The 25,554-nt window shown below is 64.6% G+C and carries 25 protein-coding genes and 2 pseudogenes; 10 read left to right on the forward strand and 17 right to left on the reverse strand.

From position 1 onward, the window contains the following. Positions 1 to 32 precede the first annotated feature (32 nt). Genes QTH97_RS27735 through QTH97_RS27745 form a run of 3 tightly spaced genes read right to left on the reverse strand, consistent with a single transcriptional unit; the run spans position 33 to position 1,997 of the window. The gene (locus QTH97_RS27735) at positions 33 to 1,121 is read right to left on the reverse strand and encodes a PHA/PHB synthase family protein (RefSeq protein ID WP_286571744.1); all 1,089 of its coding nucleotides are present in this window, start codon (positions 1,119 to 1,121) and stop codon (positions 33 to 35) included. A 4-nt stretch (positions 1,122 to 1,125) separates the two neighbouring features. Next, positions 1,126 to 1,488 (reverse strand): hypothetical protein, encoded by a 363-nt coding sequence (locus QTH97_RS27740; protein ID WP_286571745.1) that lies wholly within the window; start codon positions 1,486 to 1,488, stop codon positions 1,126 to 1,128. A 17-nt stretch (positions 1,489 to 1,505) separates the two neighbouring features. Next, positions 1,506 to 1,997 (reverse strand): Rieske (2Fe-2S) protein, encoded by a 492-nt coding sequence (locus QTH97_RS27745; RefSeq protein WP_286571746.1) that lies wholly within the window; start codon positions 1,995 to 1,997, stop codon positions 1,506 to 1,508. Positions 1,998 to 2,027: 30 nt separating this feature from the next. On the opposite strand from QTH97_RS27745, the gene QTH97_RS27750 reads away from it, so the two are divergent. The 3 genes from QTH97_RS27750 (at position 2,028) to QTH97_RS27760 (ending at position 5,605) form a co-directional block, all read left to right on the forward strand. Continuing rightward, positions 2,028 to 3,002: a tripartite tricarboxylate transporter substrate-binding protein gene (locus QTH97_RS27750; protein WP_286571747.1), complete on the forward strand. Its 975-nt coding sequence runs from the start codon at positions 2,028 to 2,030 to the stop codon at positions 3,000 to 3,002. Positions 3,003 to 3,125: 123 nt separating this feature from the next. Continuing rightward, positions 3,126 to 4,961: a sensor histidine kinase gene (locus QTH97_RS27755; protein ID WP_286571749.1), complete on the forward strand. Its 1,836-nt coding sequence runs from the start codon at positions 3,126 to 3,128 to the stop codon at positions 4,959 to 4,961. A 149-nt stretch (positions 4,962 to 5,110) separates the two neighbouring features. Beyond that, a complete protein-coding gene (locus tag QTH97_RS27760) occupies positions 5,111 to 5,605 on the forward strand; it encodes a methyltransferase family protein (protein ID WP_286571750.1) in 495 nt (164 codons plus the stop codon). Between the two features lie 134 nt (positions 5,606 to 5,739). Here the strand turns inward: QTH97_RS27760 and yddG are convergent. After that, positions 5,740 to 6,270: pseudogene (gene yddG / locus QTH97_RS27765) on the reverse strand (aromatic amino acid DMT transporter YddG); the annotation flags it as partial. A gap of 68 nt (positions 6,271 to 6,338) precedes the next feature. Beyond that, positions 6,339 to 6,470: pseudogene (locus tag QTH97_RS27770) on the reverse strand (aldehyde dehydrogenase family protein); the annotation flags it as partial. 173 nt (positions 6,471 to 6,643) lie between these two features. Between QTH97_RS27770 and QTH97_RS27775 the strand changes: the two are divergent. Further along, positions 6,644 to 6,946: a LysR substrate-binding domain-containing protein gene (locus QTH97_RS27775; protein WP_286571751.1), complete on the forward strand. Its 303-nt coding sequence runs from the start codon at positions 6,644 to 6,646 to the stop codon at positions 6,944 to 6,946. A gap of 139 nt (positions 6,947 to 7,085) precedes the next feature. Here the strand turns inward: QTH97_RS27775 and QTH97_RS27780 are convergent, their stop codons facing one another. Together QTH97_RS27780 and QTH97_RS27785 are read right to left on the reverse strand one after the other, a co-directional pair. Further along, positions 7,086 to 7,373 carry a hypothetical protein gene (locus QTH97_RS27780; protein ID WP_286571752.1) on the reverse strand — a complete coding sequence of 96 codons (288 nt, stop codon included), beginning with the start codon at positions 7,371 to 7,373 and terminating at the stop codon, positions 7,086 to 7,088. Positions 7,374 to 7,383: 10 nt separating this feature from the next. Next, on the reverse strand, positions 7,384 to 8,748 hold the full coding sequence (locus QTH97_RS27785; protein WP_286571753.1) for an alpha/beta hydrolase: 1,365 nt from the start codon (positions 8,746 to 8,748) through the stop codon (positions 7,384 to 7,386). A gap of 551 nt (positions 8,749 to 9,299) precedes the next feature. Here QTH97_RS27785 and QTH97_RS27790 point away from each other — a divergent pair. Then, a complete protein-coding gene (locus QTH97_RS27790) occupies positions 9,300 to 9,422 on the forward strand; it encodes a hypothetical protein (RefSeq protein ID WP_286571754.1) in 123 nt (40 codons plus the stop codon). Between the two features lie 18 nt (positions 9,423 to 9,440). Then, positions 9,441 to 9,698 carry a cupin domain-containing protein gene (locus QTH97_RS27795; RefSeq protein ID WP_286571755.1) on the forward strand — a complete coding sequence of 86 codons (258 nt, stop codon included), beginning with the start codon at positions 9,441 to 9,443 and terminating at the stop codon, positions 9,696 to 9,698. A 231-nt stretch (positions 9,699 to 9,929) separates the two neighbouring features. Here the strand turns inward: QTH97_RS27795 and QTH97_RS27800 are convergent, their stop codons facing one another. Both QTH97_RS27800 and QTH97_RS27805 read right to left on the reverse strand, forming a co-directional pair. Further along, entirely contained in the window at positions 9,930 to 11,558 is a 1,629-nt protein-coding gene (locus QTH97_RS27800; RefSeq protein WP_286571756.1) for an FAD-dependent oxidoreductase, read from the reverse strand. An 8-nt stretch (positions 11,559 to 11,566) separates the two neighbouring features. Then, the gene (locus QTH97_RS27805; RefSeq protein WP_286571757.1) at positions 11,567 to 12,547 is read right to left on the reverse strand and encodes a Bug family tripartite tricarboxylate transporter substrate binding protein; all 981 of its coding nucleotides are present in this window, start codon (positions 12,545 to 12,547) and stop codon (positions 11,567 to 11,569) included. 140 nt (positions 12,548 to 12,687) lie between these two features. On the opposite strand from QTH97_RS27805, the gene QTH97_RS27810 reads away from it, so the two are divergent. Then, positions 12,688 to 13,572, forward strand: coding sequence for a LysR family transcriptional regulator (locus QTH97_RS27810; protein WP_286571758.1), 885 nt, complete (start codon positions 12,688 to 12,690; stop codon positions 13,570 to 13,572). 158 nt (positions 13,573 to 13,730) lie between these two features. Here QTH97_RS27810 and QTH97_RS27815 read toward each other — a convergent pair whose 3' ends face one another. Genes QTH97_RS27815 through QTH97_RS27830 form a run of 4 tightly spaced genes read right to left on the reverse strand, consistent with a single transcriptional unit; the run spans position 13,731 to position 17,236 of the window. Further along, entirely contained in the window at positions 13,731 to 14,705 is a 975-nt protein-coding gene (locus QTH97_RS27815; RefSeq protein ID WP_286571759.1) for a tripartite tricarboxylate transporter substrate binding protein, read from the reverse strand. Between the two features lie 44 nt (positions 14,706 to 14,749). Further along, positions 14,750 to 15,541 carry a class II aldolase/adducin family protein gene (locus tag QTH97_RS27820; protein ID WP_286571760.1) on the reverse strand — a complete coding sequence of 264 codons (792 nt, stop codon included), beginning with the start codon at positions 15,539 to 15,541 and terminating at the stop codon, positions 14,750 to 14,752. Positions 15,542 to 15,563: 22 nt separating this feature from the next. Beyond that, complete coding sequence (locus QTH97_RS27825) at positions 15,564 to 16,043, reverse strand: MaoC family dehydratase (protein ID WP_286571761.1); 480 nt, start codon at positions 16,041 to 16,043, stop codon at positions 15,564 to 15,566. Then, on the reverse strand, positions 16,040 to 17,236 hold the full coding sequence (locus tag QTH97_RS27830; RefSeq protein WP_444813478.1) for a CaiB/BaiF CoA transferase family protein: 1,197 nt from the start codon (positions 17,234 to 17,236) through the stop codon (positions 16,040 to 16,042). Before QTH97_RS27830 ends, QTH97_RS27825 begins: the two co-directional genes overlap by 4 nt. A 116-nt stretch (positions 17,237 to 17,352) precedes the next feature. Here QTH97_RS27830 and QTH97_RS27835 point away from each other — a divergent pair, with 116 nt between their 5' ends. Then, a complete protein-coding gene (locus tag QTH97_RS27835; protein WP_286571763.1) occupies positions 17,353 to 18,288 on the forward strand; it encodes a LysR family transcriptional regulator in 936 nt (311 codons plus the stop codon). 173 nt (positions 18,289 to 18,461) lie between these two features. Here the strand turns inward: QTH97_RS27835 and QTH97_RS27840 are convergent, their stop codons facing one another. Next, positions 18,462 to 21,191, reverse strand: coding sequence for a S8 family serine peptidase (locus QTH97_RS27840; RefSeq protein WP_286571764.1), 2,730 nt, complete (start codon positions 21,189 to 21,191; stop codon positions 18,462 to 18,464). A gap of 310 nt (positions 21,192 to 21,501) precedes the next feature. Here QTH97_RS27840 and QTH97_RS27845 point away from each other — a divergent pair, with 310 nt between their 5' ends. Then, entirely contained in the window at positions 21,502 to 21,729 is a 228-nt protein-coding gene (locus tag QTH97_RS27845) for a hypothetical protein (RefSeq protein WP_286571765.1), read from the forward strand. A 122-nt stretch (positions 21,730 to 21,851) separates the two neighbouring features. Here the strand turns inward: QTH97_RS27845 and QTH97_RS27850 are convergent, their stop codons facing one another. The 3 genes from QTH97_RS27850 to QTH97_RS27860 form a co-directional block, all read right to left on the reverse strand. Then, positions 21,852 to 23,231, reverse strand: a complete 1,380-nt coding sequence (locus tag QTH97_RS27850) for an FAD-binding oxidoreductase (protein ID WP_286571766.1) — start codon at positions 23,229 to 23,231, stop codon at positions 21,852 to 21,854. Positions 23,232 to 23,575: 344 nt separating this feature from the next. Beyond that, entirely contained in the window at positions 23,576 to 24,367 is a 792-nt protein-coding gene (locus QTH97_RS27855) for a hydroxyacylglutathione hydrolase (protein WP_286571767.1), read from the reverse strand. A 73-nt stretch (positions 24,368 to 24,440) separates the two neighbouring features. Continuing rightward, on the reverse strand, positions 24,441 to 24,926 hold the full coding sequence (locus QTH97_RS27860) for a VOC family protein (protein ID WP_286571769.1): 486 nt from the start codon (positions 24,924 to 24,926) through the stop codon (positions 24,441 to 24,443). A 151-nt stretch (positions 24,927 to 25,077) separates the two neighbouring features. On the opposite strand from QTH97_RS27860, the gene QTH97_RS27865 reads away from it, so the two are divergent. Next, positions 25,078 to 25,275 carry a hypothetical protein gene (locus QTH97_RS27865; protein WP_286571770.1) on the forward strand — a complete coding sequence of 66 codons (198 nt, stop codon included), beginning with the start codon at positions 25,078 to 25,080 and terminating at the stop codon, positions 25,273 to 25,275. The last annotated feature ends 279 nt before the right edge of the window (positions 25,276 to 25,554 follow it).

The raw sequence follows: 25,554 nt of genomic DNA on the forward strand, positions 1-25,554 counted from the left end.
TGACGTTGCTGATCGGGCGCGCGATGCCTTCTTCACGTCGAGCGCACCTGGAGCCATGAATCGAGTTTTGGCCACATGCGCTTGACCGCGTTCGGCCCGGCCGCGATGCTGATGTGGCCACCCGGCAGCACGACCTCTTCCTTGTCGGCCGACCCGACGCGTTCGATCAGCGGGTGCGCGCACGCCGGCGGCACGATGTGGTCGTACTGCGCCACGATGTGCAGCAGCGGCACCGTGATCTTGCCGAGCTCGACGAGCCGCCCGCCGATACGCAGCGTGCCCTCGTGCAGCGCGTTGCGCTGCAGCAGTTCCTTGGTCGTCTGGCGGAAGTACGCACCGGGCAGCGGCAAGGTCTCGTTGCCCCAGCGCTCCATCATGCGGAAGCCCTTGACGAACTCGTCGTTCCACAGGTTGTCCCACAGCCGCACCTGGCCCGCGACGCGCCCAGACGGGCGCAACGCATCGAAGCCTGCCACGATCAGGTCGGCGGGCACGATGCCGACCGAGTCGACGAATCGGTCGACGTCGAACTGGCGCGGGTCGGCCATCTTGCGGAACAGCTCCATCTTCGAGAAGTCGATCGGCGTCGTGAAGCACACCAGGTTCTTGACCGGGCCGTCGGCATGCAGCGCGGCATAGATCACCGACAGCATTCCGCCGGCGCAGTAGCCCATCAGCGTCACGTCCTGCTCGCCCGAGTCCTGTTGCACACGGCGCACGCAGTCGGGAATGAAGTCGAGCGCGTAGTTCTCGATCTTCAGATCGCGCTCGTCGTCCGCCGGTGGATTCCAATCCATCGCGTACACGTCGTAGCCGCGGCCGAGCAGGAACTCGACCAGGCTCTGGCCTGGTGCCAGGTCGACGATGTAGCCCCTGTTCGTGGGCGCCATCACGAACAGGATCGGCACCCGATAGATCTCGTCGACCGTGGCGTGGTAGTGGTACAGCGACAGCGTTCCGCGCCGGTGCAGCACGGTCTTCGGCGTTCTGCCGACGCTCGGTGCGGGCGCGCCAAGCAGTTCGATGCCCTTGAGGCCGCGCTGGATCGCGCGCTCGACCTCCAGGCGCAGGCGCCCGGTCAGTTCCAGTTCGGTGGCCTGGGCCGTGGTCGGTGCCGCCATTGCTCTATCTCCTGTCGCGTGGGCGCGCCGGCGCTCGCTTCACCGGCGCGGCCGGTGCCGTCTCGCGAGGGGTCGCTTTGACGTGCAACGCCTCCGCGGCTTCACCCGGCGGACGCCGGGTGCGAGCGGGCCGCGGCACCGCCGCAGCCTCGGTTGCCGGGAGCAGCCGATCAAGCTTGTCTTCGACACGCTGCAACGTCGTTGCCAGTTCGGCGATGTCCTTGCGACTCGGCAGATTGACTTTGGCGAGGTAATTGCCGATGGCCTTTTCAAATGCCCGTTCGAGGCCGAGCGAGACCGTCGAGAACTGGTGCAACGAGCGCATCACTTCCTGTGAGTCCATGCTGCCCGTGACCATCGAGTTCACGCTGCTCTCGAGCCTGGTCACGGCATCGCGCCAGAGTTGCATCGGATCGGGAATGAGCGAAGTCGACATTGCGTGCTCCTGTCGGTGAGGTGATCCTGACGCCGTGCCGCTTCGTTGGCGAGCCTTTCCGCGTCGCGGCGCCAGTTTATCCCCGTGCGCGCTCGCGCAGCCTTCGCCTTGGGCATTGCAGCTGCGGCGGAAGGGATCTGTCCGCTCCGTACTCGCACCTCGTCAATCGCAAGAACGGCCTTCGCGGGCCCGCGCAGGACGACGCCCGTGGCGATGTCGAACTGCGAGCCATCGAACTGCGACATCAGCGTGGTGCCGGTCAGCAAGCCGCCCGAGAACGGATAGCCTTCGTAGATGTCGTCGAAGGCATTGAGCCTGCCACCACTACGAGCCATGGACTCCCGGTACTTCAGGTCTTCGACGCAGTAGGGATTGACACAGCCGTCGGCAGGCTTGCTCGCGTCACCGGGCGCGAACGGGAGTATCCTGCGCTTCGCCAACGGGAACCCCATCTCCTTGAAGGAGTTTGCATGCGCCTCGTCTGGAAACTCCTGTCGCCCCTCTCCTTTGTCCTCTGCGCGCTGTTGAGCGCCGGCGCGAACGCCCAGGACACGACCAGGCCACCGGCCAAGATCCTGTTGGCTTTCGAAGGGGGCTCCAGCAGCCCTGTGGTCTTCAAGCTGGCTGAACAGACAAGCGTCATGCTGCGACGAGCGGTCGTCGTGGAAGAAAAGCCTGGGGCATCCGGGCGCATCGGCGCGATGGCGCTCAGGAACGCGCGGCCCGACGGTTCGACCGTCGCATACCTGCCTATCGCCGTGCCGGTGCTCGCACCGTTGACGTTCAAGGATGTCCACTACGACCCGATCCGTGACTTTGTCCCTGTGTCACAGATCGCCACCTACGACCTCGCCCTTGCCGTGCCTGCCAACCATCCGGTCCGGACCGTGGCCGAATACTTCGAGTGGCTGAAGACGCATCCGGACCAGGCTTTCTATGGAACCGGAGCGGCCGGCGCGTTGCCGCATTTCCTGGGCGTGATGCTCGCCCGCGCGGGCGGAGTGGAGTTGACGCACGTAGCCTACAAGGGTTTCGCGCCGATGACGACGAATCTCGTTTCAGGCACGATCCCCGCCGCCATCTCTGGCGTCTCCGACCTCATCGAGCTGCATCGCGCAGGCAGGGTGCGCATCATCGCGACGTCTGGCACCAAGCGCGTGCCGCAACTGCCCGACATCCCGACATTCGTCGAGCAGGGTTATCCCACTGTGCAGGCGAGCGGATGGGCCGGCGTCTTCGCGCCAGCCGGAACGCCGAGAGACGCGATCGACGAATGGTCGGCGGCTCTCGTCACGGCGACTCACTCCGACGAGATGCGCCATCTGCTTCTCAACATGGGTGTGGAACCGACCGGGACCACACCCGAGGCGTTTACCGCAATTCTGGCGGCCGACATCGCGCGCTGGACGCCGATCGTCAAGCTGTCAGGCTTCCGCGCCGACTAGCTATCGGGCTGCCTTCAAGATGCACATCACTTTTCCGGAATCCAGGTCACAAGCGCGCGAGCGTCCGACTGCGAGCCCCGGGCATTCCATGGCATCGGGATCGGTCCCCACACACCAGAGGCCATGACTGACCCTGGCGGTTCGGTCCCGGCGCAAGCAACGCTTGAGGAACTGCTGCGCTTCGAGCGCCTGCTGTCGGATCTGTCGGCCGCCTTCATCTCGCTGCCTGCGCAGGAAGTAGATCAAGCGATCAACCAGGGCCTCGCTCGGATCGTCTCGACGTTGGGCATTGATCGATCGACCTTGAATCGCCTTTTTCCGCTCACCGGCCGGGTCGAAGTGACCCACTCCTTTGCCGTCAAGGGCGTGGATCCAGTGCCCAGACTTCGATCGGCGCGCGAAACGAACCCGTGGGGACTGGCGAAGGCCAATGCCAATGAGCCGATTGCGTTCGGTCGCCTGGACGATCTACCGCCAGAGGCAAGCGTCGACAAGGAAACGTGGCGCAAGCTCGGCCTGCAATCTCACGTGATGATGCCGATCATGGTGGCAGGACGACTGCACGGTAGTCTCACGTTCGGTTGTGTGCGCAAGGAACGGAGTTGGCCCGGCGACCTCTTGGCACGCATGCGGCTGCTGGCGGAGATTTTCGGGAGCGCCCTGGCGCGCAAGAGCGCGCAGGAGGAACTCGATCTGGCGCTCGGTTTCGAACGGCTTGCAAGCGGCATTCTGGCGTCTCTCGTGCTATCGAAGCCTGGCGAAGAGAATCAGGCGATCGCGCTGGGCCTTCGGCAGATCGGCGAGTTCGTGGGCGCCGAGCGTGTTGCACTCTGGCATATCGGCACCGATATTCCCTTCACCTTGATGCAGCAATGGCACGCGCGCGGCTTCGCGGGGCCTGCTTCAGAGGGCAAGGTGGTCGATTTGCCGTGGATCCATCCGCTGATCCGTCGTGGCGAAGTCGTACGGATCGCGCGCCTCGACGATATTCCGCCAGAGGGCCGGGCGGACGCAGACACGCTGTGTCAGATCGGCGTACGTTCCCTGCTTGCGGTGCCTATCAGGGGGGAGGGAAGAAATGCCTCGGTCCTTACCTTGGCGAGTGTCGAGTTTGAGCACGAATGGCCCGACGCGCTGACGCCTGGTGTCAGCCTTGTTGCCGAGGTGTTCGCCAATGTGCATGCGCGCGAGGCGGCAGAGAGCCGAAAACTGGCAGCGGAGGTGGAGGCCGCGCATTGGCGCGAGCGGCTGGCGCACCTCGTGCGAGTCCACACGGCGGGCGAGATGTCGGTCGCACTGGCCCATGAGATCAACCAGCCCCTTGGCGCAATCGAGAACTACGCGATGGCGGCACGTCGACGCGCCGCCGAACCAGTGCCCGACAACGTCCGGTTGATCGAACTGCTCGACAAGGTCATCGGACAGGCAGCGCGTGCGGGCGATGTGGTGACGCGCATGCGCAGCATGGTGAAGCGCCATGATCTGGAGCCAAAGCTGATCGACGTCGAGCGGGCGGTGACCGAGTGCGTGGGCATGGTGAAGACGGACTGCGAATTTCGGGACATCCACATCCGGCTGGCACCGGCAAATTCACTTCCGGCGGCGATGGTCGACGAGATCCATTTGCAGCAGGTCGTCCTGAACCTGCTGCGAAACGCGATGGAAGCCATCGAACTCGCTCAGCCTGGCAGCGAACGGGAGATTGCTGTCGCCATCCGCCTGAATGAGAGCGGAGACGTCCTGGTGGAGGTCGCGGATCGCGGCGCCGGTATCGCCGCTGACGATCTCGAACGGGTTTTCGAATCGTTCTACTCGACCAAGTCCACTGGCCTGGGCGTCGGGCTGGCGATATGCCGCAAGCTGATCGAGGCACACGGCGGCAAGCTCTGGGCTTCGCATCGTCGCGGCGGCGGTGCCGTTTTCACTTTCACGCTCCCAACTGGCGCCTCGGCAGTCTGACCTCATCAACCCCCATCAGCTGCAACATCGGTAAGCACCTTTCGGCGACCCTGGCTCGAACGCAACAAGCACCTCGCGCAGGACGTCACGCGACGCCAGCGCTCGCCCAATCTGCACGATTCGCGGCGGCGTCGAGGTATGCTCCCATCGTGCAGCGCGCCGCCGCGATCATCGGTTCCGCGATCTTCCTGGTCATCGCTCCGGGCACGCTCGCCGTGTTCGTCCCTTGGTACCTCACGCACTGGCACTTCGCGCCTCCGCTATTCCCGATCGCGCGGGTGCTCGGCGCCGCCCTGATCGTCGCCGGTTTGCCCATCTTGCTCGATTCGTTCGCTCGCTTCGCGTTGCAGGGCGTCGGCACACCGGCACCCGTGATGCCTCCCAAGCGCCTCGTCGTCACCGGGTTCTATCGCTACGTCCGCAATCCGATGTACGTCGCAGTCACGGCATTGATCGCCGGCCAGGGCCTCCTGTTCGCGAGCGTCACGGTGCTGGCGTACGGCGCGATCGTTTGGACCGGATTCTTCTTGTTCGTTGTCGCCTACGAAGAGCCTGTTCTGGGCGAGCAGTTCGGCGACGAGTACAAACGCTACCGGGCGAACGTGAGGCGATGGTTGCCGCGCATCACCCCATGGCGCGGGTAGGGGGCAAGAACGCTGCGTGCGCGGCGTCGTCCAGCATCGCAGCCGCAACCTCTACCCGATACAAGTGGCGTGCGACCACGCTTGGTGCAGTCAGGCGTCTTGCGCTAGGTACAGCCGGCCTCCGGCGCTGAACTTCAAGGCGACTGCTCTGCGTGCGAAGTCGATCGGCGTCCGAAGCCGCGCGTGGCGAGCCAGCACAGGATGGACCCCGCGCCAACCAGGCTTGCCCCTAGCCAGAACGATTGCGTCAGCGGCACTTGCAGCAACAGGCTGGCGAGCGCTGCAGACAACACCGGGATGAAGTAGGAGGCTCCGGCCAGGATGGTGACGTTGCCGCGGAGGATGCCGACGTTCCAGGCGGCATAGCCGAATCCCATGGCGCCGGCAGCAAGCACCAGGTAGAGCACTGCATGAAGGCTCCACTTCATGGATTCCTCGCTCGATCCCAGATACTTAAGCCAAAGCGCCAGCGCCGTCAGCATGAAGAAGAACGTGACGCCGTTCCTGCCCTCGGCGATCCGCGCGGTGACAGTGCAGTAGGCGGCCCAGATGACCGCACCGACAAAGGCCAGGCCATAGCTCAGTGGATTGTCCAGAACGTTCAGGAGCAGGCCCGAGAGGTCAAGGCCCTGGTCGCCGCCCAGGCCGGCGGTCAGGCCGATGAGGGTGGCGTTGTTCCTGCTTCTCATGCTGTCCGAGTTGCCTTGTCGCGCCATGGCGCCGTCACTGCTGTTCATGATGCGGGCACGTCGATCCAGATGGTCTTGATCTCCGTGTATTGGTCATGGGCCCAGATCGACTTGTCGCGGCCACCGAACCCAGACTCCTTGTAGCCGCCAAAAGGCGTCGTGATGTCGCCCTCGCCGACGGCTATGTCAGCACGCCGCTGTTTCACGACCGGATCTATCCGGTATGCACGCCAACCTATCTCGAGGCACACCCCGAGATCCAGAGCCTCGATGAGCTAAGAAACGGCGTGCTGCTCGACCTGAGCCCCTACGGGCGTTCTCAGCTCGCGGAGCACGTGGATTGGGGCGTGTGGGTGGCCATCACCGCCTGGGCATCGGGGACCGCCCGAATGGCGCCCACCACTTCAATGCCAACGACTACAACCTGCTGATCCAGATGGTGCTCAGCGACCAGGGCGTGGCACTGGGCTGGGATCACCTGGTCAGCCCCCTGGTCCAGAGGGGCCAGCTCGTCAGGCCGGTCGAGCAGGAGGTGGTGCTTGAGGAGACGCGCCACTACCTCGCCTTTCGAGAAGACAAGGCAGACGACGATGCATTGAGACGATTTCGAAGCTGGTTCCTGGAGCAAAGCGATATTGCGCTTGCCGCCTAGCGGCCTCGTACGCGCTGGATCTCGCGCCATCGGCACCGGCGGTTCAGCCATTGCAGCCGTCAGTGCGCGCGAGCCGTGCAACTGTGCGCGCCGCGTCCGGATCGCTCAAGCCGAGCCAGCGGGGCGGCGCGGCGACGTTTCAGCGTGCCTTTTTACCGGGAGCGCGGTGCTCGAAGTCCGCGGCGTCGGGCTGCCGTCCCTCACCAATGTCGATCATGATGCGCCGCGACAGCATGCGCAGCCAGGCGGGCTTCGCCTGGGACACGTACTTCAGCAGGCGCTCCCTGTTCTCCGGCGTGGGCTCGTAGTGCGTGAACACGGATTGCGCATTCCGGATGAACCTGAGCGCATCCGCCGACGTCGCGGCCGGCCTCATCCACGTCGAGTAGGGATCCGGCCGGGGCTCGATGGGCTTCCTTTTTTTCATGGCGATCTCCTCATTTCGGCAGCAGTCCAGCCAGCGCGTCGCGCGTGGGCTTCTGGTTCATCATGAGCATATGGTCGATCCCGTAGTCCCTGAGGGTGATGACGTGGTCGCGCTTGTGCAGCCAGAGCTCCAGAAGGCGCGCCGAGTACGCCGGCTGGGTGCCGTCTCCGGGCACGCTGACGACATCGACGATCGGTTGCGGCTCGCCAGCCCACCCCCACAAGACGGCGCCCTTCGTCCGATTCGCGGGCCTTGGCTTGGGCAAGTCCCATTTCAACTGGACACCCCGGACATTGAAAAACTTGTCGTATGAAACGAGTGGCTGCGCCAAGTCCACCACCAGCCGTTCCGCGTCTTCCAGCTCTGAGGATTCGAAGCCCACGCTACCCGGGTAGCGGCCCTCGCCGCTCGGCCCCGGTTGCGGGTTGTAGGGGTCGGCAATGCCCCACGTGACCTTGTCCCGACTGGGGTAGACGAGGAGCTGGAATTCAGTGTCGGCCAGGAAGTCACTTTCGTGGTCGAGATATGTCTGCTCGTTCAGGAACTGCCAGGCGTAGCAGGCAGGCAGCGCACAGACCGTCCGGATGATGTCGTCCCGGTAGATATTGCCGGGACCGTTGAAGTACGAATCCCCTTCGAACCAGCGGTGGACCTGGCTGACATAGCCGTAGAACGGTGTGCCTACCGTGATGACGTGGCTGATGGGATTCGTGTTGCTGATGTTGCGCAGCAGCCAGTTGACCACCATGCCGCCGGCGCTGTGGCCGACCAGCGAATAGTCGGCGAGCGGATCGGCGCCGCACTTGGCGATCACGCGAGACTGGAACTCCGGCAGGAACGTGTCCCTGAAGAAGGCACCGGTCTCCTGCATCCTCCGGCGCCAGTCCCAGCCGAACACGAAGTAGTCGAGTCCGTTGTCCTCGCACCATTGCAGGAAATCGGCGTACGGCGAGATGCTCTTCAGGAAGTGCTCGATCGCCTCGCTCGGAGGGAAAGGGACGGGATCGAACGGAATCAGGGCGCCTTCGAGGTCGACGGCGTCGCAGGCGAGCACGAAGCGCTGTCCGGTGTCCTCATAGCAGTCGATGCCGTTCTCAGCTTTGCGCGTCAGCGCCATGTCGCGTGCGGTGCCGTTCAGGAAGCATTCGAGCGTGGGAAATATCGTTTCGTACTTGAGACTCTGGTCCGTAGCCGCAGGGTCGTAAGGCGTCGTCGCTCGGATCAACCGGCTGGCCATGCCGCCCGGGAACAGGAAGACCGTGCGCCGTTTGCCATTCGCCAGCCCAGGGTTCTTGTTGTACCGCTCGATGAACCTGTCGATCGCGGGCCCCAGCACCTTCATCTGTTCGTCGTCGCGGGCTTTTGCGTAGCTCATGGCGAATCCCTTCTCGTGGTCCGTGCATCCCCTCGCGCGATCGTTGCGCTCGGGGCGACTCGGGCATCGTGGGCGCGAGCGGACCGGGTGTCGTCCCCAGGAAGGGGGAGGTCGATGCAGCGGGTTCGTCCGTCGCCGATCGCGACCCTTGATCGCCTGCGAAGCGGGAATCGAACGTCGAATTGAATGACCCCGTCGAGAGCGCAGTGACGAGTTCCTCGCAAGGCATTGCACGGCCCCTCGTGAGATTCGACTTGCATGCATGCGAAGAGTCGAGTTGGCGTCCCATGCTCGGGTCACAAAGCGACGGATGCCTGTTCGTCCGGGTATTGAATGCGCATCAACTCCTCCCGGCCCTTCTGAGTCATGGCGAGGACCTGAGCAGCCTTTTCGGGATCAGACAAGGCTGAGGCATCGGGTGTAGTTGGAACGGCAGCAGAGTTCCACGCAGGGTGGGGAGGGCCAGAGCGTCTGTACAAATAGACCGTATTCAGGATGCGGCCCACCGGCAAGAATGCCTGCCAGGAACGTCCAAGCCGATAGCGCCCGCCATGACCCCCACCGCCCCGATCACGGATGCAAACCCCACCGTCGAGGAGATGGAAGCGCGCGTGGCGCGCTTCGGCGCGCTTCCCGCGACAAACGACTACGCCGACGCGGGCATCCCTGGGTGAGAGCGGACGACGTGGCGAGTGATCGGCACGCCGACGGCCGCGCCGCTGCAGGCGGAGGGGTTTCACCTCAACATCGTTTGCTGCGAGCCGGGAAAGTCGGCGCCGCTGCACAACCACCTGACGCAGGAAGTGTTCGTCGCGCTCTCGGGGCGCTGGAAGATCTTCTGGGGACCAACGGGTGAGCGCCACGTGGTGCTCGAGGCTTGGGACACCATCGCCATCGCGCTGGCGTCTCCCGGGGCTTCAAGAACATCGCCGCCGAGCCGGCCTATCTGATCGATACGACGCATGCAATCCGCATGCTCCACGGCCCGTCTGCGCCGGCTAGGCCGCCGCCCTCCTGCCAGCCCATCACGATCTGGAATCGCTCGAAATCATCGGTCGACCGCAAGGCCTCGCGTGATGCAAGCCAGGACTTTTCGGCGTCGACGCCGCGGGTTTGCCCAAGCTGTGGTTCGATTCGCGCGCAGCTTTCTGCACGCGGCCACTGAGCCAATCACAAAAGCTTCATTGCCTGGCGTGCTGGTAGCCGACGCGCTGAACTGGCGTCAACGCGCCCAAGTTTGGCCACGCCAGCAGAACGCCTTGCCCTTCCAGGGTGCGCTGGAAGTCTCCGAGCAAGTCCTTGTCGGCGCGTACCGCACGCAGCGGTTGCTTGCGTGCGAGTGAAAACGCGGCCAGCGTGCCGGCTGCTTCGCCGATGCTCCATTCCGTTGCGTGCTCGCGGTACGCACCGTTGGTGATGCGTGTGGTACCCAGGTTCTTGCAGGCCGGCAGCAAGTTCACGACGCGTACCGGCAACAGCGCGCCGAGTGGGATCTGGAAAGGAAAGGAATCGATGTCGACCGTGTTGCGTCCGCGAGTGCTCGGGTGCAGGTCGATCCGATAGGCACCGATGCCCACGCTGTCGGCAAAGCGCTCGGCACCGGCTTGCCCCGGTCGCGCCTCCACACCGATATGCTGTTCCAGCACTGTGAACTCGGCCTGGATGCGGCGCCCCTCGCGATAGTAGGCCTGCTTGGCCAAGCCATCGATCGTGCCCAGTACGTCCCCACGCAGTCTCAGGCCGCGGTAGCCGTAGCCTCCGTCGTGGCGCGGTGCATCGGTCTGCATCCAGTAGAAGAAGGCGAGGCTGAACTGTCGCGCTTCGGCAAGAGCCAGCGCCTGTGCTTCGGCGGACACGCCAACGATCGGCTTTTCCCAATAGTCCATCTGCGGCCAGTTGGCCAGCGTGATGTCGCTGGCGTAGCTGCCGGGCAGGAAGTTCTTCCGGTAGGCGATACGGCGCGCGTGCCACAGATCGTAGAGAGAGTCGGTATCGGTCGGTCCGACGAACAGCGGGCGTTCGCGCGGTTGGTGCGTGACGAAGTCGCTCAGCGTCCAGCTCAACTGCGGGCCCGGCCAGCAGTCGAGCTGCAGGGTCCTGAACCGTTCGTAGTCATCGGGCTTGTCGATCGTGTGGTCCTCGCCGGGCAGGTAGTCCGCAGCCAGGCACCAGGTGATGGCCTGCTGGTCGAAAGGATCCGCCTCGGGCAGCGCATGGAGCTCATTCGTCTGCGCCTGCGCTTCGCCGCCGAACACATGCTCGACCTTGGCGATTGCGAGCAAGTCGCCAATCTCCGTAGCGTCGATAAAGACGGGCGCGGCCAGCACAAGTTCCGCGTCTGCATGGAGGTCGCGCACATGCACTGCGCGGATGCGGTCTCCATCGGTCTCGGCTTTCGCCATGCGATGCTTGCGCAGCACGGTGACTCGGCCGGCCGAAACGTACGGCGCCAGCATTTCGTCGATGGCCTTCACCGCGACCCACGGTTCGTGGCACAGCGAACTGACGTTGCCTTGACCGGGGTTGAGCCGCACGCGCGCGCGCGCTGCGTCCGTCAGCGGCATGTGGCGTCGGTAGTAGTCGCGGATCGTTTCGCGAAACGTAGCGTAGCTCTGCGACGCCGTCAGGTACTCGATCCAGGGGTATTCGTCGGGGGGCACGGCCTGCGAAGTCAACTGACCGCCGAGCCAGTCGAGCTCCTCCACAAGGATGACCTTCGCCCCCAGCCGTGCCGCTGCCAGCGTGGCCGAGACCCCGCCCAGGCCGCCGCCGATGATCACGACGTCGGCCGTTCGTTCAGTGGCGTTCATGCTGCGGCTCACTCTGCCTTGATGCCGAGCTTGCGGATCGCGTCACCGTAGCGCTGCGTTTCGCTGGCGATCAGCTTGCCGAAATCGGCCGGGCTGCCGGGGGCCGCCTCGACGCCGATGTTCTGGAGCTTGTCCTTCGTTTCCGGATCGCTCAGCACCGCATTGATTTCCTTGTTCACGCGCGCAACCACCGCTGCGGGTGTACCAGCCGGCGCGAGGACGCCGAACCACCCGGTCACCTCGAATCCGGTCATGCCTTGCTCCGCGACCGTAGGGACGTCGGGCAGCACGCTCGAGCGCGTTTTCGTGGTCACCGCGAGGGGACGCAGCTTGCCCGCCTTGATGTGCGGCAGTGCGCTGGACGGAATGTCGAAGCCCAGGTCGACCTCGCCGGACAGAAGCGCCGTCAGCGCTGGGCCGGAGCCCTTGTACGGCACCATGACCATGTCGACCTTCGCTTCGTTCTTCAGGAACTCGGCTGCCAGGCTCGTGGTGGTCGCGCCGCCGCCACCGGCGGCGTAGTTGAGCTTGCCGGGGCTCTTGCGGGCCGCATCGATCACATCCTTCAACTGCTTGTAGGGCGCCGAAGACGGAGCCACGATCACGACCGGCGATGCGCCAACCTTGGCGACCGGCTCGAAGCTTTTCTGCGTGTCGTAGCTCAGCTTGGGGTACAGCGCTGCGCTGCCCGCATGCCCGCTGGTCACCATCAGCAGCGTGTAGCCATCCGGCTTCGCCGCGGCGACTGCTGCCGTCGCGATCGTGGCACCCGCCCCAGGCTTGTTGTCGACGATGACAGGCTGGCCGAGCGAGGTGCCGAGCTTCTGCGCCAACAGGCGCGCGAGGCTATCGGCCGACCCGCCGGGCGCAAAGCCGACGACCAGGGACACCGGCTTGGTCGGATAGGTCTGCGCCTGCGCGGTGCATAGCACCACTGCAGCGCCGGCAGCGAGGAGGCTTTTCAGCAAGGGACGGACGGTGGCGGTCATGGCATGTCTCATTTCGGTGGGAGGAGTGACACGGATGCTAGGGACGCCTCTCTGGCCGGTCCAATACCAAGAGCGCCGCAGGCTATAACATGGTGTTCTGATTAGGGGTTTTCACCGAACAACTTGTAGTAGGTCTCAGCGTGAATCTGCGACAGATCGAAGTCTTTCGGGCCGTCATGACGACCGGCTCAACGACCAACGCGGCGAAGCTGCTGCACGTGTCCCAGCCGGGAGTCAGCCGGCTCATCCGTCACCTCGAAATCCAGCTGGGCGTCCCGCTGTTTGAACGACGCAATGCGCGCCTCATTGCGACCCCGGAGGCCCACACCTTGCAAGCGGAAGTCGACAAGGTGTATCGCGGCGTGCAGCATGTTCAGAACGTGGCCACGCACCTGCGCTTTGGCGACCACGCCACGCTTCGCGTGTTGTCGAGCGCCAATACCGCCCTGCAACTCGTGCCCGGCGCTACCGCGAGGCTGTTGCAGCGCTTCTCCCATTCCAAGGTGTTCTTCGAGTCGCTGCCGACGCGCGAGATCGTGCAGACGCTGGTCGCCGAGGAAGCGGATGTCGCGATTTCGAGTGCCCCGCTGGACCACCCCGTGCTCGATGTGCGCGAGATCGGGCGGTGGACGCTGCAGTGCGTCGTGCCCAAGGGCCATGCGCTGCTGGCGAAGAAGTTCGATCTCGCCACGGCGCTGCGACAGCGGCTGGTCATCTACAGCCCTGAAGCACCGCAGAGCCGAATCATCGATGCCTGGCTCGAGAAGTTCGGCATTGCACGACAGGTGGCGGTGGAAGTGCGATCGGGCTATGCCGCCTGTGCCATGGCGGCCAGTGGGGCGGGCGTCGCGTTCGTCGACGATCTGTCTGCGCGCGCGCACCGTTCGGAGAATCTTGCGCTGATCAAGATCCCGGACGCGCCGCAGTTCGCAATCTACAGCGTGACCAACGTCAACCGGCCGCCCTCGCAGCTTGGGCAAACATTTCTTGAACTGGTCGCCAGCGAGTTGGAGAGCATTTCATAGCGCCGCCTGCGGCGATTGAAGGGCTCGGTACAACATCGCGCCTGGCAGGGAATGCGCGGGCGTTGCTGGGCGCCTTCGATGCGATCGAAATCAGCGAGCGCACGTGCCGCGCCATAGCCAGCAGGAATGGGACGGAGTCAACCGTCCCATTTCAGGGTTCAGTCAACCTTGACGTTGCTGCTCTTGACGATCGCGCCCCATTTGGGAACTTCCTTTTGCAGGTAGCTGCCGAAATCGGCGGGCTTCATCCACTCGGCCGTGAACCCTTGCGCGGCCAGCTTGTCCTTGATGTCGGGCAGGGCCAGCACCTTTTGCAGATCCGCGTTGACCTTGTCGACGATCGGCTTGGGCGTCGCAGCCGGCGCCATCATCCCGATGAACGCGACCGCCTCGAAGTTGGGATAACCCTGTTCGGCGACCGTCGGCACATTGGGCAGAACCGGCGAGCGCGTCTTGCCGGTAGTCGCCAGTGCCTTCAGCTTGCCCGAGGTGACGAACGGAGTGGCCGAGATCATGGTGTCGACCATATAGGTCGTCTGGCCGCCCATCACGTCGGTCAATCCCGGGCCGCTGCCCTTGTATGGAACATGGATCGTCTTGATGTCCGCAGCGCTGTTCAGCATCTCGCCGCCCAGGTGCGTCGACGATCCATTGCCGGAGGAAGCGAACGAGAGCTCGCCAGGCTTGGCCTTGGCCGTGGCGACCAGTTCCTTCAGGTTGTTTGCGGGAAAGTCGGGCCGCGTCACCAGAACCAACGGGCCGGTCATGATCATTGACACGGGCGCCAGGTCCTTCAAGAGGTCGTATTTCAGCTGATCCTTGGGGAATAGCGTCATGTTGATGGCGTGCGACGTGGCAGCGATGAGAAGCGTGTAACCATCGGCAGGCGCCTTCGCGACGAAGTCGGCGCCTATGTTGGAGCCGCCGCCCGGCTTGTTCTCGACAATGAAGGACTGCTTTTCCATCTCGCCCAGCTTTTGCGCGACCAGGCGCGCCACGATGTCGTTCGGACCACCAGGTGCATACGGGACGATGATCTTGACGGGCTTGGATGGATATTTGTCCTGCGCATGGGTCAACGGGGCGGCGCATGCGGCTGCAGCGGCCAGCGCGACGACGAGAGGCTTGAACATGGGGCTTGTCTCCAGTTGTTGAATGGGAAGTCGGGCGGGTGCGCTCAGGTCTTGTAGGAGGGGTCTTCGCGATCGAGCTGGCGCAGCAGGGCAGGCCATTCCATCGGTGCGAAATTGACCTTCCCGTCGGGGCCGTAGCGCTTGGCCATCGCCGCAGCGAGTTCGGGGCTGGGCATGCTGATCTCGGCGCCACTGGCCAGGACGTCGACCTGCACCTTGCAGGCGGTCTCCAGCCAGTACATGAGGTTCCACGTGTCCTGTACCGTCGGCCCGCAGGCCACGAGGCCATGGTTGCGCAGGATCAGCGTGCTGTGCGGCCCGAGGTCACGCGCGATCCGGTCGCGCTCGCTCATGTCGACGGTCGGCTGTTCGTAGTCGTGGAACCCGATCGCGCCGTGGAAGCGCATCGCAGTCTGCGTGAGCGGCAGCAGACCCTGCTTCATCGCCGACACCGCCATGCCGGCGCGCGTGTGGGTGTGCATCACGCACCTGAGGTCATCTCGGGCGCCGTGCACCGCGCTGTGGATCATGAAGCCCGCGCGGTTCACGGGAAACTCTCCGAACTCTCCCTCGGGCTTGTCCACGATGTTGCCGTCGAGGTCCAGCGTATAGAAGCATGACGCCGTCATCTCGGTGTACAGGAGACCGAACGGATTTATCAAGAAGTGCTTGGCGTCGCCCGGCACCTTGGCAGTGATGTGGTTGTAGATCAGGTCGCTCATGCCGTATTTCGCGACCAGGCGGTAGCAGGCGGCGAGGTCGGTTCGGACCTTCCATTCGGCATCGCTCACGCGATCGCGCACGGAGGCGGGACGGGATTGCACAACAGTGTTCATGATGATGTCCGGTCGGTAGTGCTCAGGAGGCGTTGGGGCGCCCAGCCAGCATGCGGCGGGCGGTATAGCGCATGACGACATCGCCGCGCTGGTTGAACACATCGACATTCGAGTCGACGATGGCTCGATTGCCCTTCGACGTCGGCTTGACGCCGGCCACCTCGACCACCGCGTGGATCGTGTCGTTCACGCGCACAGGGCCCAGGACCTTTTGCGTGCATTCGAGCATCGCCATGCCGGTGCCCTGGATCATGGTCTGCAGGATGAAGCCTTCGATCAGCGAATAGGTCAGCGCGGCCGGCACCGGCCGTCCGCCGATCGCGCTCGCTGCGCCTTCGGCGTCGATGAAGATGATCTCCAGCATGCCCGTGCAGGAGATGAAGTTGACCAGGTCGGTCTCGGTCACGGTGCGATTGAAGGTCTGGAATTTCTGGCCGACGGACAAGTCTTGCCAGAAGAAGCCGTGTCCCAGCAAGGGATAGCTGGATGTGGTGGCGCTCATATCGGGGCTCCTTGAAGGGCGGGGGAGGGGGCATCGAGTGGGGCAATTCCCGCCTCGGTCAATACCTGGTGCGTGTGCTCGCCGAGGCGTGGTGCCATTCCGACTGGCAACTGACGTCGATCGATGCGCACGGGCGCTCCCGGAAACCGCAGTCGGCCCATTCGTGGGTCGTCGACGGTCTGAAAGAATCCGGTGGCCTTCAGGTGCGGGTCCTCTGTCAGGTCTTCGAGACGATTCATTCGCGATGCCGGCACTTCAAGTCGTGCGAAGACTTCAAGCCAGGCGTCGGTGCTGCGCGTTTCGATCACCTGTGCAGCCAGCGTATACAGGGCGTCGATGTTCTTTGTGCGCTCGGTGATGTTGGAGAAGCGCGCATCTGCAGCGGCCTCGGGCATTCCTCCTTCAACAAAGAAGCGCTGCCAGTGCGCGTCTGTGTAGGGCATGGCGCAGAGATAGCCGTCCGCGGTGCGATACGGCCGTCGATGCTTGGCAAACAGCCGTGGATACCCGGTCTCGGCCAGAGGCGGCGAGAAATGATGGCCGTAAAAATGCTCGACCAGGTTGAACGAGACCATCGACTCGAGCATCGGCACTTCGACGTAGCCGCCCTTGCCAGTGCGCTCGCGACGGAATAGCGCTGCCAGGATGGCGTGCGTGGCGACAAGGCCCGAGGTCTTGTCGGCGGCGATGGTCGGGAAGTACTGTGGCGCGCCGGATTGGCGCTCCATCAACGCGGCACAGCCCGAGAGGCCTTGGATGATGTCGTCGTACGCGGGCATGCCGCCGTAAGGGCCGTCTTCGCCGAAGCCGTGCAGGCCGACGTAGACCAAGCGCGGATTGCGGGCCAGCAGCGTCTCGGGGTCCAGGCCGATGGCTGCCAGCTTCTGCGGGCGGATGCTGTGCATGAGCACGTCGGCGGAATCGACCAGCTTCAGCAGGGCGGCTCGTGCATCGGCTTTCTTCAGATCGAGTACCACGCTGCGCTTTCCCCGGTTCACGCCCAGAAAGATCGCGCCCATGCCGGGCTCCGTACTGGGTCCTGTCCGGCGGGTGGAGTCCCCCTCCGGGGGTTCGATCTTGATCACGTCGGCGCCGTACTCGGCCAGGTTCTGGCTGGCGTAGGGACCGAGCACCACGGCGCTCAGGTCGAGGACCCGGACGCCATCGAGGGGCAGGTTCGATGCAGTTGTCATCATGGATGGCGGTGTCTCGAGCCGCCTCTTGTTGGGGAATGCGTGAATGGTAGAAATGCAGCATTCATGCGTCCAATACCGTTGGTGTCATCAGCCATACATGCAAAGTAACCCTCGTGGAACTGCGCCAGTTGCATCAATTCGTCGCCGTGGCGGAAACGCTGAACTTCCGGCGTGCCGCCGAGCGCCTCCACATGGCGCAACCACCGCTGTCGGTGGCGATTCGCAAGCTTGAGGAGGAGGTCGGTGCGCGCCTGTTCGAACGTCAGGCGCGAGGCGTCGCGCTGACCGCTGCGGGCACAGCGGCACTCGCATTGGCGCGCCGCTGTCTGAACGACGCGCACGCGTTGCGAGAGGTCGCACTGGCGGCCGCGGGAGGTGAACGGGGCATACTCAGGGTCGGCTTCGTCGGTTCCGCGACCTATGCATTGCTACCGACGCTGTTGCCGACGTTCCGTGCCCGCTTTCCGCACGTCGAACTGATACTGCGTGAATCGGCAAACCAGGAACTGCTGGCGATGGTTCAGAGCGGCGAACTCGATCTTGGCCTGGTGCGCTATCCGACCGGGGCACAGAGCGGCCTGCGCTTCGAGGTCGTGGAGAGCGATGTGTTTTGCGCCGTCCTGCCCGCGCGCCATGCGCTCGCTGGAAAAAGGCGCCTGACGCTCTCCGATCTGGCGAACGAGCCCTTCGTGGACTATGCCTCCACCCGCGTCCCGGGCCTTCACGCCATGGTGATGCTGGTGTTCCAGCACGCGGGGCTGATGCCGCAGGTCGCGCAGGAGGCGACGCAGGTGCAGACTGTCATCAGCCTGGTGCAGAGCGGCATGGGCGTGGCGCTGGTGCCTTCCGTCAGCGCCCGCCTCGCCGCGCGTGATGTGGTCTTCCGACCGGTCCAGGGCTTGCCGCCTTCGTCGGCGATCGAACTGGCAATGGCAACTCGCCTCGACGACCTCAATCCTTCGGTGCAACGATTTCGGGAACTCGCGCTGGCGCGATCCCTGAAGCGACCGCGGGCTGTGGTTGGCCGCCAGTCCGCTGTGCACCGTTAGCACAACCGCTCCGCCAGGCGGCCGTCCGGCATCGTCGGAGGGTTCCTCTCGAGCACGTCGAACATTCCCTCGACAAATCCGTTAGCCGGTCGGGCCGCGCAGCATCATCGTGCAACTCGCCCTGAGTGGCGGCGAGATGCGCTTGCCGATAAACACACGCCTAGCACCAGCCCCTACTCGAATCGGTTGTCCAGCGTGTTCAGCAGCCAGCCGCCGAGCCGGCTGCCGTTGGATTTCATCACCGGCACCTGGAAGGTGCTGCCGTTGAAGTTCAGCACGCCCACGCCCCACGGGCTTTCGACGAACACCTGGGCGCGGCCGGCCTGCGTCAGGTTGCCGTAAACACGGAACTCATTGTCGGCGGTGTTCAGCAGCCAGCCGCCGAAACGCATGCCGTTGGGTTGCAGCATTGGGCAGGTGAGCGCGCTGCCCGACCAGGCCAGCACGCCGATGCCCCACGGGCTGCCGATCAGCAACTCGTCGCGGCCGTCGCCGTCGAGGTCGACCGCGGCCCGCAGCCTATTGTCGAAGCTGTTCAGCAGCCAGCCGCCAAAGCGCGTGCCATTGGGCGCCATCATCAGCGGGGTCAGCGTGGCGCCGGACAGCTTCAGCAGGCCCAGGCCCCAGGGACTGGTGACGGCGAATTCGCTGCGCCCGTCGCGGTCGTAGTCGCCGGCGGGTCCGAACCAGTTGTCCGCCGTGTTCAGGAGCCAGCCGCCGAAGCGCGTGCCGTTGGGTTGCAGCATCGGGCAGGTGAGCGCGGTGCCCGACCAAGCCAGCATGCCGATGCCCCAGGGGCTGCTGACGACAATCTCGTCGCGCCCGTTGCCGTCGAAATCGCCCACCGGGCCGAACCGGTTGTCGGCGGTGTTCAGCAGCCAGCCGCCGAAGCGCGTGCCGTTGGGCGCCATCATCAGCGGGCTGAGCGTACCGCCCGCAAGCTTCAGGAGGCCGATGCCCCAAGGGCTGCGCACCATGATCTCATCGAGCCCGTCGCCGTCGAAGTCGCCCACCGGGCCGAACACGTTGTCGCCGGTGTTGAGCAGCCAGCCGCCGAAGCGCGTGCCGTTGGGTGCCATCATCAGCGCGCGGTAGCCGCTGCCGTAGCGGCGCAGCACGCCGATGCCCCAGGGACTGGTGACCAGCAGGTCGGTACGCGCGGCGGACGCGAAACGTCCCCTGGCCGGAAAGCGGTTGTCCACGGTATTGAGCAGCCAGCCGCCGATGCGAGTGCCGTTAGCCGCCATCGCCAGGTGACTGATGCTGCCGCTGGCCGCCTTCAGGATGCCGATGCCCCAGGGGCTGGTCACCGGGATCTCGGCGCGGCCATCGGCGTCGAAGTCCGCGCGGCGGCTGGCGCGCTCGCTGGCGGTCTGTAGCGCGCGCATCACCGTGCGGAAGGCGTTGACGCGGCCGTAGCCGTAGTCGGTGTGGTGGCCCTGCGCGTTGTAAGCGACGCCGCCGATCTTGTCGCAGGTGGCGCGCATCACGTCGCAGATTTCGTCGGCGCGCAGGTCGGGGTTCGCGGCGAGCGCCAGCGCGCCCACGCCCGCGGCCAGCGGCGCGGCAAAGCTGGTGCCGGTGGCAGTGCGCGTGCCGCCGCCCGAGCCGGTGCTGACGACGTTGACGCCGGGCGCCAGAAAGTCCAGCTGCGCACCGCGTGCGGAGTTGTCCTCCATGTCGTCGCGGCGCGAACGCCCCACCGCGATGACCATCGGGTGCGAGACCACCTGGTCCAGCGCGATATCGACGTTGTTGCCGTTGCTGCTGGCCCAGAAGATCGGCGTTCCGCGGCCGCGCCGGCCGCGGCGCGAGGCGAAGACGAGGGCGTTGTCCAGCACCGTGGTCAGCGCCCAGTTGGCGCCGTTCGGACCCAGGCTGGAAACGATGACGTCGGCACCCGCCGCAACGCTGGCCGTGGTCACCTCCAGCCGCGGGTCGGCCGCATAGGCCACCGCGCGCGCCAGCGTCGCCTGCGTGCCGACCTGGTCGCCGAGGGAGGCCACCAGCAGCAGCTCGCATTCCGGTGCCGAGCCGCAGCCGGCACGGCCGTTGTTGTGGCGTGCGCCAACCATGCCGGCGCAGAAAGTGCCGTGGTCGTTGTCCGGATAGCCGGTCAGCGTCTGCTGGAAGTTGCCCGTGGCATCGAAGAAGCCCGATTCGGCGGCGATGCCTGCAGCCAGGTCCGGGTGGGCGACGTCGAATCCGTTGTCGATGACTGCCACGCGCACGCCGCGGCCGAGCGTGAAGTCCCAGGCGCGCTCGGCGGCGATGTCGGCACCGGCCACACCGCCGCTGCCGCCGGCGTTGTTCAGGTGCCAGAGTTGGTTGTAGCTGGGGTCGGTGGGGCGCAGACGCTGGCCGATGAACTCGATGAACTCTGGCTCGGCCGCCAGCGCGGTGCGGCTTTCCTGCAACTCGTTTGCCACGGCCATCGTGTCGACACCCACCGGAACCCGCACCTGGAATTGGTTGGGCGCGAAGCCGAGCTTGCGCACGACCTCAAGCTTGCGCTGCTTCAGAGTCCGCAGCACGGCCGGCTCCGACAGCTCCGCCGGGAACTGCACGATCATCCCGCGGGTGTCAATCAGCAGGTGGCCGTCACGCTGCTGGTACACCTGCCCCGCATCGATGGCCTGCTGCGGCCGCGAGCGTGCCGCACGCGCGGTCGCTGTCAGGTCGGCTGAAGGGTGCACCAACGACCAACCCGCCGCCGACAATGCCGCCACTTCTTCGGCCGGAACCGGTTGGGCGAATACCGCCGCTTGGACGGGATCGACCGAGCTACCAATCGCGGCGCTGGCCACACCGGCGCGAGTCGCCGATTCAACGCGCACGCCGACCACCCCTTGGACCTCGTCCACCGGCACCCTCTGCCCGCGCCTGTAGAAGTAATTCGCCATTTGATGCTCCTGTGCCTTTCACCGCTGATCGAGCCGCCAGACCAAGTCCGCCGGAAGGGTGCGTACACCTTTATCGCATCAAACCTCTGCGGGTGTACCTGTCCGTCGCCGCGCCAAGAGTCAAGTCAGAAGCCGAGCCGGGTCAATCGATCGGCGGGTTTTGGCCGCCAATTCTCTCGCGCGACGACTAGATCGAAGGCGCGGAAGCTTCCTCGTCGTCCATGTGTGTGTATCCGGATGGTCCTATGGGGCGCGGCTGCTTGCCTCCACTACATTGTGGACAAGCGCTGTGGCCCAGGAGCAGTGGTCAATGCCGATCAACCAGAAGACGGCGAAGGCGCTCGGACTTACGATCCCGCAAATTGTGCTGCTGCTCGCCCACGAGGTGATCAAAGGAAGTGCTGCGCCTTGCGAACATCGGGGTACTGGCGAAAGACCGCTTCTGACGGGGAGTGCCTGTTCGAAATATTCGCCGATAGCAGACCTTGGCCAACCGAGTCATGGCGCTTCGAAGGTCAGCTATCAGGTACCGACGTGAACCGGTGCTCGCGGCCACGAGTCGTCGGTCGCCGTTAGCGCCAGGAGCAGTCACTCGACAGCACGCTCAACCCAAGGTGGACGTTCTGGATGCCACCCCCGCGTCGCGCGTCGACAACCATGCTACGGCTGGATATTTTGGTTCATGTGGAACAGATTGCTCGGGTCGTACTTGCGCTTGATCGACGCCAGCTTGTCGTAATGCGGTCCGAAATTGTCCTTGACCCGGCCCTGGTCGTCCTCGGCCATGAAGTTGATGTATCCGCCTGCCTGCGAGTGGGGCTCCAGGGCTTTGTAGTAGTCCTTCACCCAATTGGTGTTCCTGGCGTTGTCAGCGGGATCCGGCCACATCCCAGCGATCACGGTCGCGAAGCTCGCGTCGCGATGGCCCCATGCGGTCGCGTCCGGCTTCACCCGGTGGCAGGCTCCGTTAATCGGGTAGATGTGCATCGTGGAGTTCACAACCGGCACCTGCGGCCCGAACCGGGCATGGGCCTCGATCGCGCCATCCGTCAACTCGGTGGCGAATGAGGCCTTCCAGTAGTGCTGCAGGCCCGGAGGCAGCAGCGCATCGAAAAGGCCGTTGATCACGTAGTACGGCATCGGCGCGACCATCTCCGCAACGACCGGCGCCGCGCCGCGTATCTTCGCGAATTCCGCGTCGGCCTTGTCCATCGGTCCGGCCCAACAAGAGACGATAGCAATGAACGTCTTGCCATGGTCCTCTGTTTTGATGAAGGGCAGTGGCGGGGCGATCTGGAACGCTGGAAACAGCCCCATTTCCTCCGGCGCCTTCGCCACATAGTCGCGGTAGAACTGCAACACCTCGCGCACCTTTTCGATCGGATAGAAGAAAATGCCTGCCGTAATGTCCTTGACCGGGTGCAGCTGGTACTCGAACGAGGTCACCACGCCGAAGTTCCCGCCTCCGCCGCGGATCGCCCAGAAGAGATCCTCGTTCTCCGCGGCACTGGCCACGCGGAACTGTCCGTCCGCCGTTACGAGATCCGCCGAGAGCAGGTTGTCGAGCGATAGCCCGAACCCGCGCGTGAGGTAGCCGATGCCGCCGCCAAGCGTCAGCCCGGCGATGCCGGTCGAGCCGATGATTCCACCGGTCGTCGCCAAGCCGAACGGGTACGTCGCGTGATTGAAGTCGGCCCACAGGGTCCCGCCGCCTGCCCGCGCCGTCTTACGATTCGGATCGATCCGCACGCCTTTCATCTGCGAGAGGTCGATCACGACGCCACCGTCGCACGTCCCGAAGCCAGGAACGCTGTGCGACCCGCCGCGCACCGACAGATCGAGGCCGTTCTCGCGCGCATAGTCGACCCCGGCCATCACGTCGCCAACGTCGACCGCACGGATCACGACCGAGGGCCGTCGATCGATCATTCCGTTGTAGACCTTGCGCGCCCCTTCGTAGCCGTCGTCGGTCGGAGTAATCACCTGCCCGCGAGCGCGCTCCCGAACATTGTCGATCGTCGGCTTGGCCATCGTTGTCATCGCCGCACCTCCGTTTCTGTTGCAAAACTCGGGCAAACAATATGCGCCCGATGAGAAGCGCAGTCAATGACGCAGTTCGGGCCGGCGTGGCGCGCAATCTCTGCGAACACCCGCTGCTCTTCGGCGGACAAGAGAGCTGTCGTTTGTCGCAGCACGTGCGCCAACCACGAAATCCGCTCCACCTCGCGCCGGAGTGGAGCGCATGCGCGTTTGGTGAAGAGCGACGCCTCCAAGACCGTGCTGAGGGGGCAAGGTCCTACGCATTGGTGCTGAAGCTACTGCCAACTGGCGCGGACGAGCACTCGGGCAGCGGCGGAACGAATTGAGGACGGGGACAGCCAGGCTCACCACTTGTTGCGGAGCTCGCGAAGCTTGAGGAACACGGTCTTCGGATCCGGGTTCTCGGGCAGGTCGGAAAAGACTTCGCGAAGCGCCGCAATAAGGCTCGGGCTGGACAGGCGCAAGAAGGTGTTGATCTGCTTCTCTTCTTGCAGCGTCGTGACGCGGGCACGCGCCGGGTCTTGCCCCGCCACGTCGGGCAACAAGGCCCTGGCGGCCACGTTATCGGGCTCGCGCGCGAGAGTGAAGCGCAGGTTGTTCTCGATGTAGTCGTGACCCGGGTAGACGCGCGTATCGGCGGGCAGTCTCGCGAGTTGCTCGACGAAGGTGGCGTACAGCTCTTCCGGATTGCCGCCGTTGTGGCAGTTGCCCGCCCCCGCATTGAAAAGCGTGTCGCCGGAGAACAGCGCCGGGTTGTCCGTGTGGGAGCGCAGGCAGATGTGGCACATCGTGTGGCCGGGCGTGTCCATGCACTCGAGCTCGACGGTCTTGCCGACCTTGATCACGTCGCCGGCCTCGACGCCTCGATCCACGCCGGAGATGCGAGAGCCCGACTTGTAGTGCGCGATCACCTTGGCGCCGGTCGCTGCGACGACGGCCGCATTGCCGCCGGTGTGATCGTGGTGCTCGTGCGTGTTAAGGATCTGCGTGATCTCCCAGCCCTTGGCCTTGGCGGCGGCCAGGCACTTCTGGTGGTCCAGCGGATCGATGGCGAGCGCCTCGCCGCTCTCGGGGCAAACGATCAGGTAGTTGAAGTTGCGGTATGCGTTGCCGGTCCAGATGCGCTCGACGATCATGGGTGGCTCCAGGTGCCCGGGGTCAAGCTGGAAGCATAGCGCCCGCGGCTCAGGCTTGCATCGGCTGAGCGCCTCACCCCTTCGCCTTGGCGGCCGTCCAACGCTGCAGCGCGTCGCGCGCGCCATTGGTCGCCGGGTCCATCAAGGCATCGTGGCTGGCACGCTTGGCGCACAACTCGATCACGTAGCCGTTGGGATCTCGGAAGTAGATGGAGTCGATGAAGCCGTGGTTCGAAACACCGCGCGTCTCGATGCCCTGCGACTTGCCCTTTGCCAACATGTCGGCCAGCACCGGCGCATCGACCTCCAGTGCGATGTGCAGATCGAAGTCATGCTGGGGCTTGAAGTCGAAGGGCATGTCGGGCGCCTCGAAGAAGGCCAGGTGTGAGCCGTCATCGAGCCGATAGAAGGTATGCAGCACGTTGGTCGCGCGGCCGGTCTTGGTCTCGCGGATCTCCAGGGTGCCGACCAGGGGCAAGCCCAGGAAGTCCTCATAGAAGGCGCGAGTCTGTTCGGAATTGCGGCAGCGGTAGGCGTTGTGGTGCAGTTTGCGGATCATGGCAAGCGCTCCTATGGTCTGGGCTTCTCCTCGGCGGAAAACCTGCGGCAGCGGGTGGACACGATGATCTTTGGGCCCGCCACCCACAAGAGGGTGAACCCGGTCCATTGAACCTGATTGGCGAACTTGAGCTGCGACGAGCGGCGTCGAAGTGTTCCGAAAGCTCGGCGATTACATGGCAGCGCCCGAAGAGAAAGGCATCGACAAGCTCCACGACGCGTATGGCAAGGCGATCAATCAGCACACCACGCGGCAGCATTCGAACGTCGACTTCCCAATGCCGCGACCTGGCGTTCAGGGCCCGAACTCCCATTTCCATGCCGAACAAAGCGGTCGTTCGATACTTTGAGGGCTCGGTCGCCAGAGGGCAACCAGGGGACTATGACTGCAATACCTTGAGACCGGCAGTTGACACCAAGGCGACCTTCGCTGTTGAGCGACCGGTGTTGACCCCACAGCGTGAATTCACCCTGCGGCACGGAAGGACCGCAAACGCTGCACTCCGGCGGCTCAGTTCGGCCAATTCTGTTGAAAAACTCCCTAGAAATTTGACCCGTCTCGACTATGTTGGATGCATCTCACCGAGGAGTGCATCGACATGATGGGTCATCAAGGCGGCGTGCAAGAC

The sequence above is a fragment of the Variovorax gracilis genome (assembly GCF_030317115.1).
In the GTDB taxonomy this organism is placed as follows: Bacteria; Pseudomonadota; Gammaproteobacteria; order Burkholderiales; family Burkholderiaceae_C; genus Variovorax; species Variovorax gracilis.